15 protein-coding genes are annotated in these 18672 nt (G+C 59.4%); 6 read left to right on the forward strand and 9 right to left on the reverse strand.

Annotated features, from left to right (window positions below; all coding sequences use genetic code 11):
* Positions 1-43: 43 nt before the first annotated feature.
* The 6 genes from BQ9843_RS04220 to BQ9843_RS04245 all read right to left on the reverse strand — a co-directional run bounded on the left by BQ9843_RS04220 (position 44) and on the right by BQ9843_RS04245 (position 6006).
* Positions 44-847 carry a DUF3825 domain-containing protein gene (locus BQ9843_RS04220; protein ID WP_143327621.1) on the reverse strand — a complete coding sequence of 268 codons (804 nt, stop codon included), beginning with the start codon at positions 845-847 and terminating at the stop codon, positions 44-46.
* Positions 848-1068: 221 nt separating this feature from the next.
* A complete protein-coding gene (locus tag BQ9843_RS04225) occupies positions 1069-1842 on the reverse strand; it encodes an amino acid ABC transporter ATP-binding protein (RefSeq protein ID WP_040220665.1) in 774 nt (257 codons plus the stop codon).
* Between the two features lie 21 nt (positions 1843-1863).
* Positions 1864-3207 (reverse strand): amino acid ABC transporter permease, encoded by a 1344-nt coding sequence (locus BQ9843_RS04230; protein ID WP_230205579.1) that lies wholly within the window; start codon positions 3205-3207, stop codon positions 1864-1866.
* A gap of 106 nt (positions 3208-3313) precedes the next feature.
* A complete protein-coding gene (locus BQ9843_RS04235; RefSeq protein WP_075843998.1) occupies positions 3314-4150 on the reverse strand; it encodes an ABC transporter substrate-binding protein in 837 nt (278 codons plus the stop codon).
* 150 nt (positions 4151-4300) lie between these two features.
* Positions 4301-5170 carry a deoxyribonuclease IV gene (locus BQ9843_RS04240; protein ID WP_075843999.1) on the reverse strand — a complete coding sequence of 290 codons (870 nt, stop codon included), beginning with the start codon at positions 5168-5170 and terminating at the stop codon, positions 4301-4303.
* Between the two features lie 8 nt (positions 5171-5178).
* Entirely contained in the window at positions 5179-6006 is an 828-nt protein-coding gene (locus tag BQ9843_RS04245) for an ABC transporter ATP-binding protein (protein WP_075844000.1), read from the reverse strand.
* A 108-nt stretch (positions 6007-6114) separates the two neighbouring features.
* Between BQ9843_RS04245 and ilvA the strand changes: the two genes are divergently transcribed.
* The 5 genes from ilvA to ilvC all read left to right on the forward strand — a co-directional run bounded on the left by ilvA (position 6115) and on the right by ilvC (position 12926).
* A complete protein-coding gene (ilvA, locus tag BQ9843_RS04250; RefSeq protein WP_075844001.1) occupies positions 6115-7335 on the forward strand; it encodes a threonine ammonia-lyase in 1221 nt (406 codons plus the stop codon).
* A gap of 448 nt (positions 7336-7783) precedes the next feature.
* A complete protein-coding gene (ilvD, locus tag BQ9843_RS04255) occupies positions 7784-9460 on the forward strand; it encodes a dihydroxy-acid dehydratase (protein WP_075844002.1) in 1677 nt (558 codons plus the stop codon).
* Positions 9457-11307, forward strand: a complete 1851-nt coding sequence (gene ilvB, locus BQ9843_RS04260; protein ID WP_075844003.1) for a biosynthetic-type acetolactate synthase large subunit — start codon at positions 9457-9459, stop codon at positions 11305-11307. Before ilvD ends, ilvB begins: the two co-directional genes overlap by 4 nt.
* Before the next feature lie 2 nt (positions 11308-11309).
* A complete protein-coding gene (gene ilvN / locus BQ9843_RS04265; RefSeq protein ID WP_022387721.1) occupies positions 11310-11801 on the forward strand; it encodes an acetolactate synthase small subunit in 492 nt (163 codons plus the stop codon).
* Between the two features lie 129 nt (positions 11802-11930).
* Positions 11931-12926, forward strand: coding sequence for a ketol-acid reductoisomerase (gene ilvC / locus BQ9843_RS04270; RefSeq protein WP_075844004.1), 996 nt, complete (start codon positions 11931-11933; stop codon positions 12924-12926).
* A gap of 152 nt (positions 12927-13078) precedes the next feature.
* Here the strand turns inward: ilvC and queA are convergent, their stop codons facing one another.
* Positions 13079-14299, reverse strand: a complete 1221-nt coding sequence (gene queA / locus BQ9843_RS04275; RefSeq protein WP_075844128.1) for a tRNA preQ1(34) S-adenosylmethionine ribosyltransferase-isomerase QueA — start codon at positions 14297-14299, stop codon at positions 13079-13081.
* Positions 14300-14478: 179 nt separating this feature from the next.
* Positions 14479-15015, reverse strand: a complete 537-nt coding sequence (gene rbr / locus BQ9843_RS04280) for a rubrerythrin (RefSeq protein ID WP_075844005.1) — start codon at positions 15013-15015, stop codon at positions 14479-14481.
* Positions 15016-15839: 824 nt separating this feature from the next.
* Between rbr and BQ9843_RS04285 the strand changes: the two genes are divergently transcribed.
* Positions 15840-16967, forward strand: a complete 1128-nt coding sequence (locus BQ9843_RS04285) for a 5-methyltetrahydropteroyltriglutamate--homocysteine S-methyltransferase (protein WP_075844006.1) — start codon at positions 15840-15842, stop codon at positions 16965-16967.
* A 103-nt stretch (positions 16968-17070) separates the two neighbouring features.
* On the opposite strand, the gene BQ9843_RS04290 is transcribed toward BQ9843_RS04285, so the two are convergent.
* Positions 17071-18333 (reverse strand): arginine deiminase, encoded by a 1263-nt coding sequence (locus BQ9843_RS04290; RefSeq protein WP_075844007.1) that lies wholly within the window; start codon positions 18331-18333, stop codon positions 17071-17073.
* Positions 18334-18672: the final 339 nt, after the last annotated feature.

Genomic DNA, 18672 nt, shown 5'->3' on the forward strand with positions numbered 1-18672 from the left:
GGGGCGTCGTCATCCTTCGACACAAACTATTCAGCCGTGCCCACTAGTCATCGCACACGTCCGGACAAGCGGCGTCCTTAATCCAAGGAGCCTCGGGGCGGCAGATCAAACGCGCGTTGTTGTACGCCATATCAAGCGTCAGACAGGTACGAGCCGAATAGTAACCGTCCTCACGCTGAATGGTGAGAGCCAACTCCGGGGTATCGCCCGTCAAGCAAAGCGGCAGCAGCAGCTGAATCCTGCCGTTGTAGTACTGCGGCACGGCGATGGTGTAATTGGCAGCAGCCCGGCGACTTGCCTCCATGACGGCACCCTCAAAAGCGTGGCGTAGCAAAAACGCCTTGCCCTCGCCCTTGAGCTGATCCGGTATACGAGAGAGATTCTCGGCATCGCCCAAGATATGGTCGATATTGGTCCGTACCTCAAGACGATAATCAAACACGAAGTCGGCAGGGTTCTCGCTAAAGTGCACACGATCGGGAAGCACGCTGAACTCAATCAGACGCGGATCGCTCGCCTTATAGAAGCCCTTGAGAAACCACTGCTGGTGGGCATCCGGTCGCTCATTGGGCTCAAACAGCACGTAGATGGGCTCGAAACGCTCCGTAAACAGACCCGTATCCATCAGGCAGCAGTCATGCTGAAAGATCAGGACCGAGCAGCCCTCCCCCGCCTCAGCGGCCTTGTTGTACAGATGGACGGCGCGCTTGAATGTAAACGTCAGATAGTTCTTGAGCACGCGATCGTTTTCGCCCCAATCCTCGGGAGCGGCAAGCTCGCTCAGATAGGCAAAGGCAGGCATGGGACAAAATGCGAAATCAAACAGGTTCTCTTCAATGCTAAACACGGTAATCCTTACGCTCGTTTTTTAACTGACATCAAAGTAGCATGCCGCCCGGACACAAGTTGCTGTCGAGAAGACACTGCTGGCACTCGCCTGTCCCAAACACCCAAGCAAAACAGCGCCCCTGCCAAGGATCACCTCAGCGGGGACGCCGCAATCAACTGCCTAGAATATGAAGGCCTTGTGAAAATGTGACAAAATAAACCTGTCGACTTTTTGTCACATTAGGAGATGTGGCCGAGGAATTCGCGGGTGCGCTCGGATTTGGGGTGGTCAAAGACCTCGGCAGGGGTGCCCTGTTCGACAACCACGCCGCCGTCCATAAAGATCACGCGGTCGGCAACGTCACGCGCGAACTTCATCTCATGGGTCACCACAATCATGGTCATGCCGCCGCGGGCAAGATCACGCATAACGGCAAGGACGTCGCGAACGAGCTCGGGGTCCAACGCGCTCGTGGCCTCGTCAAACAGCATCACGTGCGGGTTCATGGCCAAGGCGCGGGCGATGGCAACGCGCTGCTGCTGACCACCCGAAAGCTGGCTCGGCATGAAATCCACGCGGTCGCCCAAACCAACCTTCCCAAGCTCCTGGACAGCGATCTGCTCGGCCTCCTCCTTGGAACGCTTGAGCACCTTTTGCTGGGCGATCATGACGTTCTTCTTGACCGAAAGATGCGGGAACAGGTTGAACTGCTGGAACACCATGCCCAGCTTGGCACGCACACCGTTGATATCCACGCCCTTAGCCGTGATGTCAGCGCCCTCGAAGATAATCTGGCCGCTCGTGGGCTTCTCAAGCAAGTTAACGCAGCGCAGCATGGTCGACTTACCGGAACCGGAAGGGCCAAGCACAACCACAACCTCACCGCGGTGTACGTCGATGTCGATGCCGCGCAGGACCTCCAGGTCCCCGTAGCTCTTGTGCAAATCCTTAATGCGAACGATTACGTCGTCCTCGGACATGACGTCCTCCCGGACCTCGTTGCTCTCACTCATAGATAGATCTCCTTCTCGGTCCTAGAGGGTGGCGTCGGCAGCATTCGCCTTTGCACGGGCTCCCTTGGGGGAATTCTTCTTGGCAGGCGTCTTACCCGCAAGCCTGTTTTCCAGACCGCTCACCACGCGCGTAAGCGGCAGGGTAACCAGCAGGTAGAACAGGGCCGCCACCACATACGGAGTGATGGAGCCGGTGGTGGCGACGATCGTCTTCGCATACATGACGATCTCCATCACACCCACGGCGGCGAGCAGCGACGTATCCTTGTACAGCAAGATAAACTCGCTGGTAAGCGTAGGCAAGACATTGCGGAAGGTCTGCGGAATGATGACATAGAGCATCGTCTGCATGCGATTCATGCCAAGGGAACGAGCCGCCTCATTTTGTCCCGGCGGGATGGACTGGATGCCCGCACGGAAGATCTCGCACAGATAGGCCGCCGAGTTCATGGCCATCACGATAACGCCCAGCGGATAGTTGCCAATATTCACGCCCGCAAGCGGCAGGCCGAAAAACGCGATGTAGATCTGCAGGAACGCCGGCGTGCCGCGGATGATGTTGATATAGAACCCCGAGATGCCGTGCAGGATGCGCGAGTTGGAGATGCGCATAAGCGAAAGGATGAAGCCAAAGGGAATTGCCAGCGGGAACGCCACGAGCACGATGGCGAGCGCCATCAAAAAGCCCGAGAACACAACAGGCAAACTGGAGACGATGATGAGCGGGTTGAGGAACAAGCGCAGGAAGCGGTTGGAATTCCATGCCTCAACCCAAGGCTGCTCCTCGAGGAACGACTCAAGCTGGTCGAGTGCCGAAGTGCCCTTGATGGTGAGGGCGGGAATGTTCGCCACATCCTTTTCGGTACCATCGGCGAGCTCATACGTTGCGCTCAGTTGCTCACTGCCGCCCTGCGTAGGAAAGACGACATGGTAGAGCTCAAGGCGAAAATACTTGCCCGCCTCGGTTGCCTTAGGGAAGGTGGCCTTTACCGTCTGGCCATCGACGCTGTACTTGGGCTTGACGAACGTGCGATCCATCAGGTCCTCTCCGGACAGGATGGTCACGCGCGCGTCCTCGGTGGAAAACTCGGTCCCCTGCGGAAGGGTAACGGTAAAGCCGGTGAGAGCCTCGTCTTCATCGGCCTGGAACTCCCAGGTCAGGCGCGTCTCCTTGCCGCCCAGGACGTCGCTGCCGGCATCGGCATTGGGCTGCGCGGTGAGCTTTTGCACCTCAAGGGCGCAGGCAGGCGCAGGGGCCAGAACGGCGCCGCAGCCCAAAGCACAAGCCGCAAGGGCACAGGCAGCAACCAAACGACGCAGGGCCGTGCGGGCGCCGCCAAGTGTTGTGTTCACGGGTTCAGTCACGATAAAACTCCTTACGCTCCCGCTCGCCAAAGCACGCGCGAATACGCGCAAAGGCCCCTCTCGCCGTGAGCGAAAGGGGCCGGATGGCTACAAGCGGGGCAACAAACTACTTGATGTTGTACTGCTCCATCAGAGCGTCAACGGTACCATCCTCGGTAAGCTCCTTCAGAGCCTCGTTGATCTTCTTGGTGAGCTCGGGGTTGTCCTTGTTGACAGCGATGGCATACTCCTCGCCAGTGCTGATCTGCTTGATGGTCTGGCAGTTGTCGAACGAGGATGCGGTGAGCTGGGAAGCAACGGAGCGGTTGGTCACCAAAGCGTCGGCCTTCGAAGCCTGAAGTGCAGAGAAGCAGTCCGTGGCGTTCTTGAAAGGAACGAGCTCGGCGTTGGGGAAGTTCTCCTTGGCAAAGGACTCGGCAGTGGAGCCGGACTGGACGGCGATCTTCACGCCCTCCTTGTTGAGCTCGTCGGCATAGTTGTCGCCGGTGATGGTGGTGTTGTCCTTAAGGGTGACGATAGCCTGGTCGTCCATGTAATAGGAGTCGGAGAAATCGACTTCCTTCTTGCGGTCGGGGGTAGCGGTGATAGCTGCGATGGAGCAGTCGTACTTGGTGCCGCTGGCAACGCCTGCTACCAGGGAGTCGAAGTCGACGTTTTTGTACTCGACCTCAAGATCGAGCTTCTCGGCGATCTTCTTGATGAGCTCGAGGTCGAAGCCCTTGTAATCGCCATCCTCCATATACTCAAACGGCTCGTACTCGGCAGAGGTGCCCACGGTCAGCTTGCCCTTGGTGACGAGCTGCACGCTGTCGGACTTCGCGGCAGAACCGGCATCGGCGCTACCAGCGGAGGTGCCACCGTTGCCGGAACAACCGGCAAGGGCGAGAACAGCGGCAAATGCGCCTGCGGCGACTACAGCGCCAAACTTCTTGAACTTGTACATACTTTTCTCCTTCCACGCGTCCCCTCTTGGTCAGGAACGCATAAAACTAGGGGCCATTATGCTCCGCCGTGCATAATTGCCCTACGAAAAAGTGCTATGTAACAAAATAGACTTATTTTTATCCACAATTGAAAACAATCGCCCAAACGACTAGTTCCCCTGCAGACCCCGCAGCAGTTGAATCTCATGCGCATAACCCGCAAGCTCATTGGGCGTTTCCAGAATAAACGGCAGTCCGCGCAGGCGCGGATGAGAAACAATGCGCGCAAAAACCTCCTCGCCCCCGCCGAGCTCGGCAGACCCCAGGTAGCCCGCGCCAATGACCTCGTGACGATCCTTATGCGCCCCGCAGGGATTCTTGGAGTCGTTGATGTGAACGGCGCGAAGACGCGAAGCCCCCACCACACGGTCGAACTCAGCCAGCACGCCGTCGAGATCGTGCACGATATCGTATCCGGCATCGCTCACATGGCAGGTATCGAGGCATACACCCAGGCAGCCGTCCAGCTCGGGCCGGCGCGTACGCACCGCATCGATAATCGCCGCGAGCTCTTCAAAGCGGCTTCCCACCTCGGTACCCTTGCCCGCCATGGTCTCGAGCAGCACGCACGTGCGCTGCCCCTCAAACATCACCTGACACAGCGTATCGGCGATGAGCTCGATGCCGTGCTCGACGCCCTGGCCCACATGGGCGCCAGGATGGAAGTTATAGTAATTGCCCGGCAGCGCCTCCATACGACGCAGGTCTTCCCCCATCGCCTCGAGCGCGAACTCGCGTGCACGCTCTTTAGCAGAGCAGGGGTTATAGGTATAGGGAGCGTGCGCCACGAGTGGCCCAAATGAATGCTCCGCCATGAGCGAGCGCAGTGCGGCTACATCGTCTAAATCGAGTTGACGCACAGAACCGCCGCGCGGGTTGCGCGTGAAAAACGCGAACGTGTTGGCTCCAATAGACAGTGCCGTCTTTCCCATTGCCTCGTATCCATCCGAGATGGAAAGATGACATCCAATCGTTAACATCGCAGCCCCTATCCCCGATGAGCGCCGTAGAGCGAGTACCAGCCATCATGCTCGCTCACGGTCAAGGGCACGTCAAACAGATCGCTCATCACGTCGTCGCGCAGCAGCTCGCGCTTGGAGCCGTCGGCAAAAATGGACGCGTCTTTGATGAGTAGCACGCGGTCGATGGCGGGGATGATGTCCTCCGGATAGTGCGTGACCAGAATGATAGAGCAGCCCTCGGCGGCAAGCGTGCGCATAGTTTCGCGCAGATGATACATACCCTGCGGGTCAAGGCCCGTACAAGGCTCGTCAAACACCAGCACAGAGGGGTTGCGCACCAGCTCGCGCGCCACGAGCACGCGGCGCACCTGGCCGGTGGAAAGCGTCATGATGTCGCGGTCGGCAAGGTTCGCGATGTGCAAGCGGTCGAGCGCCTCGAGCGCACGCGCGTGGTCAACGTCGCTCACCTCGCGATGCATGGGCAAACCCAACGTGCCAAAGATGCCGCCGCACACGATCTCCTCGGCCGGCAGGTGCACGCGCACCTGTTCGTGCATGGTCGAGCTCACAATGCCAAGGGCACGTTTAATATCGTCCAGCAAGGGGCGCTCCTGCCCGCGAAAGCGCACGGGAGGCTCGTCGCGATACAACGGGAAAACTTCGCGCGTGAGCAACTGGATGAAGGTCGACTTGCCTGCGCCGTTAGGACCGAGCAGTGCCACGTGCTCGCCTTCCGTCAGGCTAAAATCGTCCACGCGCAAAATCGTCTTGCCCGCACGCACCACCTCTGCATCGTGAATGCGAAACAGCGGCGGCATGACGGTCGAACCCACATCGATACGTTCCTCTTCCATAGATGCGCACTCCCCTTTTTGCATAAACCTCACCAAATTGAAAAGCCGATTGCCTTACTATAGGCAAATCACCGGCGGCGTACGCGCAAAAATCAAAAGGAAGTGCATATGGCAGACATGCTCACCCTCGAAGCCTTTGAGGAGGCCTCCGCAAAGGTCAAGGAGGTCACCCAGGAGACCAAGCTTGTAGAAAGCCCCTCGCTTTCTGCGCAATGCGGCAATCGTGTGTGGCTCAAGCCCGAGAACATGCAGCGCACGGGTGCCTACAAGCTGCGCGGCGCCTACTACAAGATCTCCAAGCTCAGCCAAGAGGAGCTCGATCGCGGCGTCATCACCGCAAGTGCCGGCAACCACGCGCAGGGCGTGGCATATGCAGCCTCGCATGCGGGCGCGCGCTCCGTGGTCGTGATGCCCACCACCACACCGCTCATCAAGGTCGAGCGCACCAAGGGCTACGGCGCCGAGGTCGTGCTCTTTGGCGACGTGTTCGACGAGGCACAGTCGCATGCCATCGAACTTGCCGAGCGCGAGGGCCTCACCTACATCCCGCCGTTCAACGACGAGACCATCGCCACCGGTCAGGGCACCATCGCCATGGAGATCATCCAGGAGCTGCCGCTGGTCGACACCATTTTGGTCCCCGTGGGAGGTGGCGGTCTGTCCTGCGGCGTCTCAACCTTTGCCAAGCTCTACAACCCCAAGATCCGCGTGATCGGCGTGGAGCCCGAGGGCGCGCCCAGCCTCACGCGTGCGCTCGAGGCTGGCCACACCGTCAAACTCGACCACGCCAACACCATCGCCGACGGCACCGCCGTGCTTGAAGTGGGCGACAAAGTCTTCCCGTACCTGCAGAAAAACCTTGACGACGTGATTCGCATCCCCGACGAGGAGCTCATCGGCTGCTTCCTCGACATGGTGGAGAACCACAAGATGATCGTGGAGAACTCCGGCCTGCTCACTGTAGCGGCGCTCAAGCACCTACCCGCCGAGAACAAGCGCGTGGTCTCCATCCTCTCCGGCGGCAACATGGATGTCATCACCATGGCAAGCGTCGTGCAGCACGGCCTGATTCAGCGCGGACGCATCTTCACCGTCTCCACGATGCTGCCCGACCGTCCCGGCATGCTCCTCAAGGTGGCAAGTGCCATCGCCGAGCAGAACGGTAACGTCATCAAGCTCGATCACAACCAGTTCGTGACCACCAACCGCAACGCCGCAGTGGAGCTGCGCGTAACCATCGAGGCCTACGGCGAGGACCACAAGCAGCAGATCGTCGAGGCACTTGCCGCCGCCGGCTTTACCCCACAGATTGTTCAGACGCAACTGTAAGCCAGCCCAACGCGTTCACAAGTATGCACCTCAAACCGCATGCCCCTGCAATCGCTCAAGATTTCGGGGGCATTATTTTCCTCACAAACTTTAGCCGTCTAGAGTATTTCCTGCCTTTCGCCAAACTTTCTCAACCGTGAGTCGCAATATTCCTGTATAGTAGCCGCCAACGAGTAAATGCGATGACAGGGCGAGTAGGAGCCTCATCCATCCCACAGCAAGCAGGCGGATCTGAGAACCTGCGGTGGACGGTTCCGAACATTCCCTCGAGCAGCCTCGAGCGAACGCGCACGGCCAGCGGTCACCCCCGCACGGTCCCGATCGGCGCAAGTACCTTTTGGCCGGAAGCCTTCCGTCATAGGCATCGAGCGATGGGCACCGCCATCTGGCTCGCATTTTCTCATCACACCGTTGAGTATCCAACGCAGCGAGAAAGCGAGACACGAGCGTGCAACTTCGAAGCGATGCCATCAAGCGCGGTTTGGCCCGAGCCCCCCACCGCAGCCTCCTTAAGGCAGACGGACTCACCGATGAGGAAATGAACCGTCCGCTCGTCGCGGTCTTTAGCTCCAAAAGCGATATCATCCCCGGGCACAACAACCTGGACAAGATTTCCGAAGCCGTAAAGGCCGGCATCTATATGGCAGGCGGCGTGCCGTTTGAAATCGATACCATCGGCGTATGCGACGGCATCGCCATGAACCACGACGGCATGCACTACAGCCTGGTCTCGCGCGAGACCATCGCAGACAGCTTTGAGATCGCTGTCCAGGGCCACGCTTTCGATGCCGCCGTCTGCATCCCCAACTGCGACAAGATCGTTCCGGGTATGCTCCTGGGCGCGCTGCGTGTAAACCTTCCCACCGTCTTTGTCTCGGGCGGCCCCATGCTCCCCGGTCACAAGCAGGGCTGCACCTGCGGCCCCACCACCGACCTCAACTCACTGTTCGATGGCGTGGGCCAGGTCCAAGCCGGCACCATGACCGACGAGGAACTCAAGTACCTTGAGGATTCCGCCTGCCCCACCTGCGGATCGTGCTCTGGCATGTTCACTGCCAATTCCATGAACTGCCTGTGCGAAGCATTGGGAATCGCGCTTCCCGGCAACGGCACCATCCCCGCCGTCTACTCCGAGCGACTGCGCCTGGCCAAGCACGCCGGCATGAAGGTGATGGAGCTGCTGGAGAAAAACATCTGCATCCGCGACATCATCACCCCCGCCGCCATCCACAACGCGATGGAGTGCGATATGGCCTTTGGCGGCTCTACCAACACGGTGCTGCACCTTACCGCCATCGCCATGGAGGCCGGCTGCCCCATCACCATGGACGACTGGGACGCCGCATCTGCACGCACCCCGCATCTGGTAAAGCTCCAGCCCTCCGGCCCGCGCCCGCTCATCGACCTGTACGCCGTGGGCGGCGTGCCTGTGGTCATGCACGAGCTGGCCGAGCTCAACTTGCTCGACACGAGTGCCCTTACATGCATGGGCACCTTGCCCGAGTACCTCAAGAGCTGCACCAAGCCCGCTGACGGTGAGGTCTGCCGCACGCACGACAACCCCATCTCGCCCGTTGGTGCTCTGCGCGTCCTGCACGGCAACATCGCTCCCGACGGCGGCATCGTCAAGAAGGCAGCCGTCGACCCCTCGATGATGAAGCATACCGGCCCCGCTCGCTGCTTTGATTCCGAGGAAGAGGCCTGCGAGGCCATCTTCGGCGGCAAGATCAACCCCGGTGACGTGGTGGTCATCCGCTACGAGGGTCCCGCTGGCGGTCCGGGCATGCGCGAGATGCTCACCCCCACCTCCGCCATCTGCGGCATGGGGCTTTCCACCAGCGTGGCACTCATCACCGACGGCCGTTTCTCCGGCGCCTCCAAGGGCCCGTGCATTGGACACGTGAGCCCCGAGGCCGCAGCCGGCGGCCCCATCGCCCTTATTCACGAAGGCGATATGGTGACCGTCGACATCGAAGGTGGCAAGCTCGATGTCGACGTTTCGGACGAGGAGATGGCCGCTCGCCGTGCCTCCTTCACGGCACCCGCACCCAAGCACAATCACGGCGTGCTTGCCAAGTACGCAAAACTCGTTTCCAGCGCAGATAAGGGGGCGTATATCGGATGACGACACTCGAAGAAAAACTCGCGATGAGGAAGGCCGCCATCGAGGGCCGTCCGTTCGGTCCCGGCTCGAAAACCGAGCACGAGGGCAAGACCATGACCGGCGCCCAAGCTGTTATCGCCAGCCTTGAGGCCGAGGGCGTGGACACGCTCTTTGGCTATCCTGGCGGCCAGGCCATCAAGATTTACGACGCGCTGTACGACTCCAAGAAGATCCACCATGTGCTTGCCCGCCACGAGCAGGGTGCCACGCACATGGCAGACGGCTATGCCCGCGCCACCGGCAAGGTGGGCGTGGTGCTGGTCACCTCCGGCCCCGGTGCCACTAACACGGTGACGGGCATCGCCACCGCCTACATGGATTCCGTGCCCCTCGTGGTCATCACCGGCCAGGTTACGCGCGGCGTCATCGGCACCGACGCGTTCCAAGAGTCCGATATAGTGGGCATCACCATGCCCGTGGTCAAGCACTCCTTCCTGCTCCAATCCACCGATGACCTTACGCGCACGTTCCGTGAGGCGTTCTATATCGCAAGCACCGGTCGCCCCGGCCCTGTCCTTATCGATATCCCAAGCGACCTGTCCAGCGCAGAGATGGTCTTCCATTACCCCAACAAGATCAGCCTGCCCAGCTACCGACCCACCTATAAGGGAAACGCCAAGCAGGTGCGCCAGGCCGTGGCCTGCATCCAGGAATCCAAGCGTCCGCTCATCTACGCCGGCGGCGGCATCGTGACGAGCCACGCCTGCTCCGAGCTCACCGAACTTGCCGAGCGCATGCAGATTCCCGTGGTCACCTCGCTCATGGGCAAGGGCGCCATGCGCTGCTCCAACCCGCTGAACCTCGGTCCTGTGGGCATGCACGGCTCCAAGTACGCCAACATGGCCGTCACCGAGTGCGACCTACTCATCGCCGTGGGCGCGCGCTTCTCCGACCGCGTGACCGGCAAGGTCGATGAGTTTGCCCCGCACGCCAAAATCATCCACATCGACATCGACCCGGCCGAGATCGGCAAGATCATCGACCCCGCTGTGCCCATCGTGGGCGACGCGAAGGTGGTGCTCGGCGCCATCAACGACCGTCTCGAGAAGACCGAGGCGCAACCCGTAGGCACCGAGTGGGTCAAGACCGTGTGCGAGTGGCGCAAGCGCTGGCCGCTTTATACCGAGGACTTCGAGGATTTCCCCGGCATGATCGCACCCGAAGTCGTGCTCTCCCACCTTTCCGACAAGCTCGATCCCGAGGCTTCCATCGTCACCACCGAGGTGGGCCAGCACCAGATGTGGGCACACCAGAACATCCATCGCGAGCATGCGCGTACGTTCCTGTCGAGCGGTGGCCTGGGCACCATGGGCTTTGGCTTCCCCGCCGCTATTGGCGCCAAGATCGGCTGCCCCGAAGACGAGGTCGTCTGTATCGCAGGCGACGGCTCCTTCCAGATGAACTCGCAGGAAATGGCCACCGCCGCCATCAACAAGGTGGGCGTCAAGGTGCTCATCATGGACAACCGTGCCCTGGGCATGGTTCACCAGTGGCAGCGCCTGTTCTACAACGAGCGCTACTCGTTCACCGAGCTCGACGCCAACCCCGATTTCGTCAAGCTCGCCGACGCCTACGGCTGGCAGGCCGCGCGCATCAGCAAGCCCGAAGAGATCGACGAGGCGCTCGACGCGATGCTCTCGGCGGAAGGCCCCTACCTGCTGGATGTCCAAATCCCCATCGATCAGACGGTCTACCCGATGGTCGCCCCCGGCGCGCCAATCGACGATATCATCGGCGCGCTCGACGTCACCCTTGGCGGTGTGCGCGTGAGCGAGAAGGGCTTCGGGCCCAAGAAGGGAGGCGAGTGAGCATGAAGCACATCTTGTCCGTTCTCGTCGAGAATAAAAGCGGCGTGCTCTCACGCGTCACCGGCATGATCTCGCGTCGCGGCTTCAATATCGAGTCCCTTACCGTCGCCCCTACCGAGGACGAAACGCTCTCGCGCATGACCATTATCGTGGAGGCAGACGAGGTGGGCTTTGAGCAGATCACCAAGCAGCTCCATAAGCTCGTGAGCGTCTTCAAGATTTCCGACCTCACCGAGGCCGATGCTATCGAGCGCGAGCTTGTACTCTTCAAGGTGCTCGCCACGCCCGAGCGTCGCCACGAGATCATCGAAATCGCAAACGTCTTTCGTGCCAAAGTGGTCGACGTGGGCAAAAACACGCTCACCGTCGAAGCCACGGGAACCCCTTCCAAGCTCGATGCCATGGAAGATCTCTTTCGCGGTTACGGCATTCGCCAGCTCACGCGCACCGGTAAGATCGCGATGTCCCGCGGGGCACACGACCACGACCTGTAACGCCTTGTGCGACGGCGCCACAGCGCGGCCGCACACCCATTCATCGGTTTATCCGCCCATCCGGCGAATAGATAGCCCCCCACGGGCGCACATGTCACACCTACCAACGATTTTAAGGAGACAAACGACATGGCAGTTACCATTTATCACGAGCAGGATTGCGACCCCAGCATCATCCAGGGCAAGAAGGTCGCCATCATCGGATACGGCTCCCAGGGCCACGCTCATGCACTCAACCTCATGGACTCCGGCTGCGACGTGCGCGTCGGTCTGCGCGAGGGTTCCTCCTCTGCCGACAAGGCCCGCGAGGCAGGCCTTAAGGTGACCGACATGGCCACCGCTGCCAAGGAGGCCAACGTCATCATGATCCTCACCCCCGACGAGACGCAGCCCGCCGTCTACAAGGAGTTCGTGGAGCCCAACCTGGAGGCCGGCGACACTCTGTGCTTCGCTCACGGCTTCAACATCCACTACGGCTACATCAAGGCTCCCGAGGACGTCAACGTCATCATGATCGCCCCCAAGGGCCCCGGTCACATCGTTCGCCGTCAGTACACCGAGGGCTCCGGCGTGCCCGACCTGGCTTGCGTCTACCAGGACGCCACCGGCGACGCTTGGGACATCGCCCTCTCCTACGCTTGGGGTCTGGGCGGCGCCCGCTCCGGCATCATCAAGTCGACCTTCAAGGACGAGACCGAGGAGGATCTCTTTGGCGAGCAGGCCGTGCTCTGCGGCGGCCTCGTCGAGATGATCAAGGCCGGTTTCGAGACCCTGACCGAGGCCGGCTACCCCGAGGAGCTTGCCTACTTCGAGGTCTATCACGAGATGAAGATGATCGTCGACCTCATGTACGAGAGCGGCATCCACTTCATGAACTACTCCATCTCCAACACCGCCGAGTACGGTGAGTACTATGCCGGCCCCAAGGTCATCAACGACGAGAGCCGCCGTGCCATGAAGGAGATTCTCGCCCGCATCCAGGACGGCAGCTTTGCCCAGGAGTTCGTGGGCGACTGCAACAACGGCCACAAGTGGCTGCTCGAGCAGCGCGAGGCCATCAACGAGCACCCGATCGAGAAGACCGGCGAGAAGATCCGCTCCATGTTCAGCTGGATCAAGAAGTAACTCGAGTGCAGCTTTTCACATCGCACGTAACGAAAAACGGTCGCCCCACACACCCCGGGGGACCGTTTTTCATCGATGTGACAGCAAAACGACAGGTTTATTTTGTCACATTTTCACACGGCCTTCATATTTGGACGTGTATGGCGAAAACCCTACTCGATAAGCATTGCGTCGCCGAAGCTAAAGAAGCGATACCGCGCCTTGATGGCCTGCCTGTATGCGTCCATCACCTGATCGCGCGAAGCAAGCGCCGAGACAAGCATCATGAGCGTGGAGCGCGGCACATGGAAGTTGGTGATAAGGGCATCTACCACGTGATAGGTGCTTCCCGGCATGAGATAGAGCTGCGTGGTCGCGTTCTCATGCACGGTGATATCGCCGCGCCCGAGAGTGTCGGCGCCATCGGCGCGATTCTCGAAGTACCGTGCGGTAACGGGTTTTGGGGCCACGGGCGCATCCGCGTCAAAGGCGCTTTCGAGCGAGCGCACGGCGGTGGTCCCCACGGCGATCACGCGATGGCCCGCCGCCTTGGTGGCATGTACGGCGTCGACTACCTCGGCCGGCACATGATAGCGCTCGGTATGCATGACATGCTGAGTCGGGTCGTCCTCCTCCACCAAACGGAACGTATCGATACCCACTTCAAGCTCGACAGCGGCAAAGTGCGCACCCTTATCCTCGATGCGCTGCATAAGCTCGGGAGTGAAGTGCAGACCCGCCGTTGGCGCCGCAGCCGAATGCTCCTCGGGCATCGCGTAGACGGTCTGGTACTTCTCGGGATCACCCTCGTAATCGGTAATATAGGGAGGCAGCGGCACATGGCCCGCAGCATGAATGGCCTCGTCAAGCGTGCGCGACTCGCCCGTTGCGGGGTCGGTGCCTTGAGGCTCAAAGCGAACCAGGCGGCCACCACGGCTGTCAACGACGTAATCGGTAACCTCGGCCGTCAACACGACCGGCGCGCTCTCGGGAGCATGGGCGCCGCCCGCACGATATTCGATCTTCGCGCCGGGCTTTAGGCGCTTACCGGGCTTGACCAGGCATTCCCATACGTGGCCCAAAGGATCAACGTCCTCGCAGCGCTTGAGCAAAAGCGTCTCTACCACACCGCCAGTCTCCGCCTTGCGCCCCATCAGGCGCGCCGGCATCACGCGGGTCTTGTTGATGACCAGCAGATCACCCGGCTCGATGTAATCGATGATGTCGCGGAAGATGCGATGCTCGACCGTCCCACCGTGCTCCAACGCCACGGCATCTGCGGCGTCGCCCCCCTTGCGGTTAAGTACAAGTAGACGGCACGAGTCGCGCGGCTCGGCAGGCGCCTGGGCGATAAGTTCCTCAGGCAAGGTGTAATCAAAATCATCGGTACGCATGGTCACGATTGGCATCCCCTTTTAGTCAAAGTTCGTTGACCATCCTAGCATGACCGCGCAAACTCAACGCAAAACATACGACCCAGGCCCGTTGCGCATTAAAAACGCCACGGCACCTGTGCGATGCTGTGGCGTTAGCTCTAGCCGATGGGGCCGTCGTATATATGACTTACCGGACCTTAGTAGTTCTCGGCCTTAACCTCAAAGTACGCCTGCGGATGGTTGCAAACCGGGCAAACGTCCGGAGCCTTGGTGCCCACGACGACGTGACCACAGTTGCGGCATTCCCACACCTTGACCTCGCTCTTCTCAAAGACAGCAGCGGTCTCGACGTTGTGCAGCAGCGCACGGTAACGCTCCTCGTGGTGCTTCTCGATCTCGCCCACCTCACGGAACTTCGCGGCAAGCTCGGGGAAACCTTCCTCCTCGGCGGTTTTGGCAAAGCCGTCGTACATGTCGGTCCACTCGAAGTTCTCGCCATCGGCTGCAGCGGCGAGATTCTCGGTGGTATCGCCGATGCCCTCGAGCTCGCGGAACCACATCTTGGCGTGATACTGCTCGTTTGCTGAGGTCTTACGGAAGATCTCCGCAATCTGTTCGAAGCCCTCCTTCTTTGCGACGGAAGCGAAGTACGTGTACTTATTGGTTGCCTGCGACTCACCGGCAAAGGCAGCCGCCAAGTTCTTCTCGGTCTGGGTTCCAGCGTATTTAGACATGGTTCCTCCTCTACGCCGCAGCATCGACACCGCGGCACTGTTGGCATATGGCATACTTACCCGGCTTGCCGTGGATTGAATCGCACGGGCGCTTTTGCGGCGCCGGCGACACAAAATCGTCAAGTGAAAACTCCTATGCAAAATGCATTCGTATTCGATTGAGCAAAAGCGCGAGAGTCAAAGCGACACTCGAAGGCAAAGCTAAGTATCGAGCCTTGAAAGACATGTTCGACCCCCACTCTGTCGCGATATATCAACTAGGTCGCAACAAAAAATAACTTCGCTGCAACATGCACTGATCTATCTGGTAAAAAAGTTTAGAAATGCGCGATGGGGGGCCTTCGGAACCCTTTAATTTATCAATGTATAAATGCTTTAACATGCAAAATGGTTCATGAACGCCGTTCATGAACCATCCCCAAACCTTCAAATGCCCCATATGAGCCAAAAAGACATCTTGCCATCGCGCAATATTTGACTTTTTTGCCATTTCGGAGCAGCCGGCCTGCAGTCAAGCGCCCCAAAACGTCAATATGGGAAAACCGAAGTTTTCTTGATACATTTATACAGCAGATTTGGACATTTTTATACATTTTATACTATCATTCTGCTTCCCAGACGCTCGGCAAATCAGCCCCATCCGACTTCGAACCGCAGCATTCAACAGGCGCAGGCCTGCTAACAAAGCGAAAACCAATCCAAATCTAGATTCCTCGTCAGACCATAGCCATTACCTATATATATCGATAAATTCTTAGTAGTTCCCTATGGCAAAAGCCGCTGCCATACTCTGGTTTACTAATCAAACCAGAGAGAGGACCCCAATGCCCACTACCCATAACGCACCGTTTCGCTACGACATCGTCGGAAGCTTTCTGCGCCCCGACGTGCTCAAGCAGGCTCGCGCCGACCATGCCGCAGGCATCATCGATGACGCCGCGCTCAAGACCGTCGAAGACGTTGCCATCCGCGACCTCGTAGCCAAACAAAAGACCGCCGGCCTGCACGTAATCACCGATGGCGAGTTTCGCCGCAGCTATTGGCACCTCGACTTTATGTGGGGACTCAACGGTATCGAGCGCCGCGCGAGCCGCACCGGCTATATGTTCCACGACGAGGAGACCACGGCCGATACCGCCGTCGTTGCCGGCAAAATCTCCGGTGAGAACCATCCGTTCGTCGAGCACTTCAAATTCGTGAAGGCACTCGAGGAGGACGACCAGGTCGCGCGCCAGACCATCCCCGCCCCCGTCCAAACCTACTCCGAGGTGATTCTTGACCGCTGCGACGGGCAAATCGAAAGCCTGCGCTCCGTCTACCCGACAGACGAGGCCCTCATCGAAGACATCGCTGCCGCCTATCGCACCGTCATCGCCGACCTCTACGCCGCAGGTTGCCGCAATATCCAGTTTGACGACTGCACCTGGGGCATCTACTGCGACACGGACTTCGTGGCCAAGACCGGCATGAGCCCGGTTGACATCCAAAAGGTCTCCGAGCTGGGCGTTCACCTCAACAACCTTGCGATTGAGGGCAAACCCGAGGATCTGGTGATCACTACGCACGTGTGCCGCGGCAACTACCACTCGACATACGCTTTCGAGGGCGGCTACGACCCCATCGCACCGTACCTGTTCGCCCACGAGAACGTCGACGCTTTCTACCTTGAGTTCGACACGCCGCGTGCCGGAACCTTTGAACCGCTCAAGTATGTAGCGCCCGGCAAGAAGGTCGTGCTCGGCCTCGTGACCTCCAAGCAGCCCGGCCTTGAGGACGAAGAGCTCTTGATCGACCGTATCAATGAAGCCGCCAGGTACGTGCCGCTCGAGAATCTTTATCTCTCCCCGCAATGTGGCTTTGCCTCCTGCGAATGCGGCAACAAGCTTACCGAAGATGAGCAATGGGCAAAGATCGCGCTGGTCAAGCGCGTGGCCGAGCGCGTGTGGGGCTAAACAGCCTCTCGGGTATCGCAGCAAAACCCATTTATATACATAGCGCGGCGCGCAGAGCCATGGGCATCTGCGCGCCGCGCTTTGTTGCAACGGGAACTTGTGCCTACAAATCCTCTCGCTCAAAGGCCATGCTCATGCAGTGAGGACCTCCCCTACCGCGCGAAAGCTCGGATGACGGGACCTCGATAAGGTCGAACCCGCTCTTATACAGGAGGTCGTTCGTGACCGAATTTCGCTGGTAGACAATAACCTTGCCGGGACTTACGGCCAGCGTGTTGGCACCGTCGTTCCACTGCTCGCGGGCAGCCGCCAACGGGTCGCCACCACCGCATTCGTAGATTCGAACGAAATCGACCCCAATCGCATCGGCCAGTACACTCTCGAGCGGCATCCCCTCGAGGCTCCTGATGGCAGTCGAGCCAGCGCTTGCCCCACGCGTCAGCTCAAAAACCTTAAGCGTCCCGAGAATCCCGGGGTGCACCAAAAAGGCGTCGACATCAAGCTGCGTAAACACCGTGTCCAGATGCATGCACGAGCGTTTGCGCGGAATCGAAAACGCCAAAACCCGGTCGACGCCAGAGGCGGGACTCCCCCACAGCAGCGTCTCGGCGAGAGCGTCAATACCGGAAGCATCGGTCCTTTCGGAAATGCCGATGCCAATCGTACTCGGCCCGAGCACGAGAATGTCTCCGCCCTCGATACATCCGCTCGCCTCATGGCCGGGCTCGCGCCACACGGGCGCGCCCGCATAGACAGGATGATGCTTGAAAACGATCTGCCCAAACAACGGCTCGCGACGCCGCGTGACCGACCACATACCGTTAAGCGATACGCCCTGTCCGATGATGGAAAAGGAATCTCTCGTAAAGTACAAGTTGGGAATGGGATCGATAAGAAGGCCACCGCGCTCATTACCGCCTGCCGCAACAACATCGGCAAGCGAACGACACGACCCACTCGTGCAAAGCTCGAGCTCGTCGGCCCTGATACCTTCAATCAGCTTGTCAACAAGGACAAGGGGGTCCTCAATCCTTTCGAGCTTATCTTTCACCGCCTCAAGAACCGAAGGGGAAGAAACGCCCGACTGCGCAAGCCAACCATCCAGGAGCTCTTCCCGGGCAGCCGCGTTCGATGCGATCGACTCGGCAACGAGCTGGTCAAGGTACAGAACCTCAACGTCGTTTTCGCGCAGAAGCTCGGCAAATCTATCGTGCTCCTCTTGCGCCGCCGCGAGATACGGGATGTCATCGAACAGCAAACGTCCCATACTGTCCGGCGAGAGATTGAGAAACTCCCTGCCCGGTCGATGAAGCATGACTTTTTTCAACCGGCCGATCTCGGACCGGATATGTAGGCTATCACCCATAATTCTCCCTGGTTTATCGTCTTGGCCGTATTATCCCCGCTTTGGGCGTTTGATACCCTTGGAATCGAGGAACGACCAGAGGGGCAAAAACAGGCACGGGCTCGCCACGCTTCCAAATGAAGCAAATAATCCCACTTAGGGACGCGGTCACGAGCTCTAAATGGGATTATTTGCTTCATTTGCACAGAGGATGAGCCGGTTCCCGCGGCGGCGCGGTGACACTGGTCGAATTTGCTTCTTGTGCGCAGTTGGACGCCACCCGAGCGGTCCCTTCGGTTCCTAACATGCTCGTAAGAAAGCGCACGCACGACACACCGTCCAGGGTCGTCATGTAAACTT

This window comes from Collinsella bouchesdurhonensis (assembly GCF_900155365.1).
GTDB classification, from domain to species: Bacteria; Actinomycetota; Coriobacteriia; order Coriobacteriales; family Coriobacteriaceae; genus Collinsella; species Collinsella bouchesdurhonensis.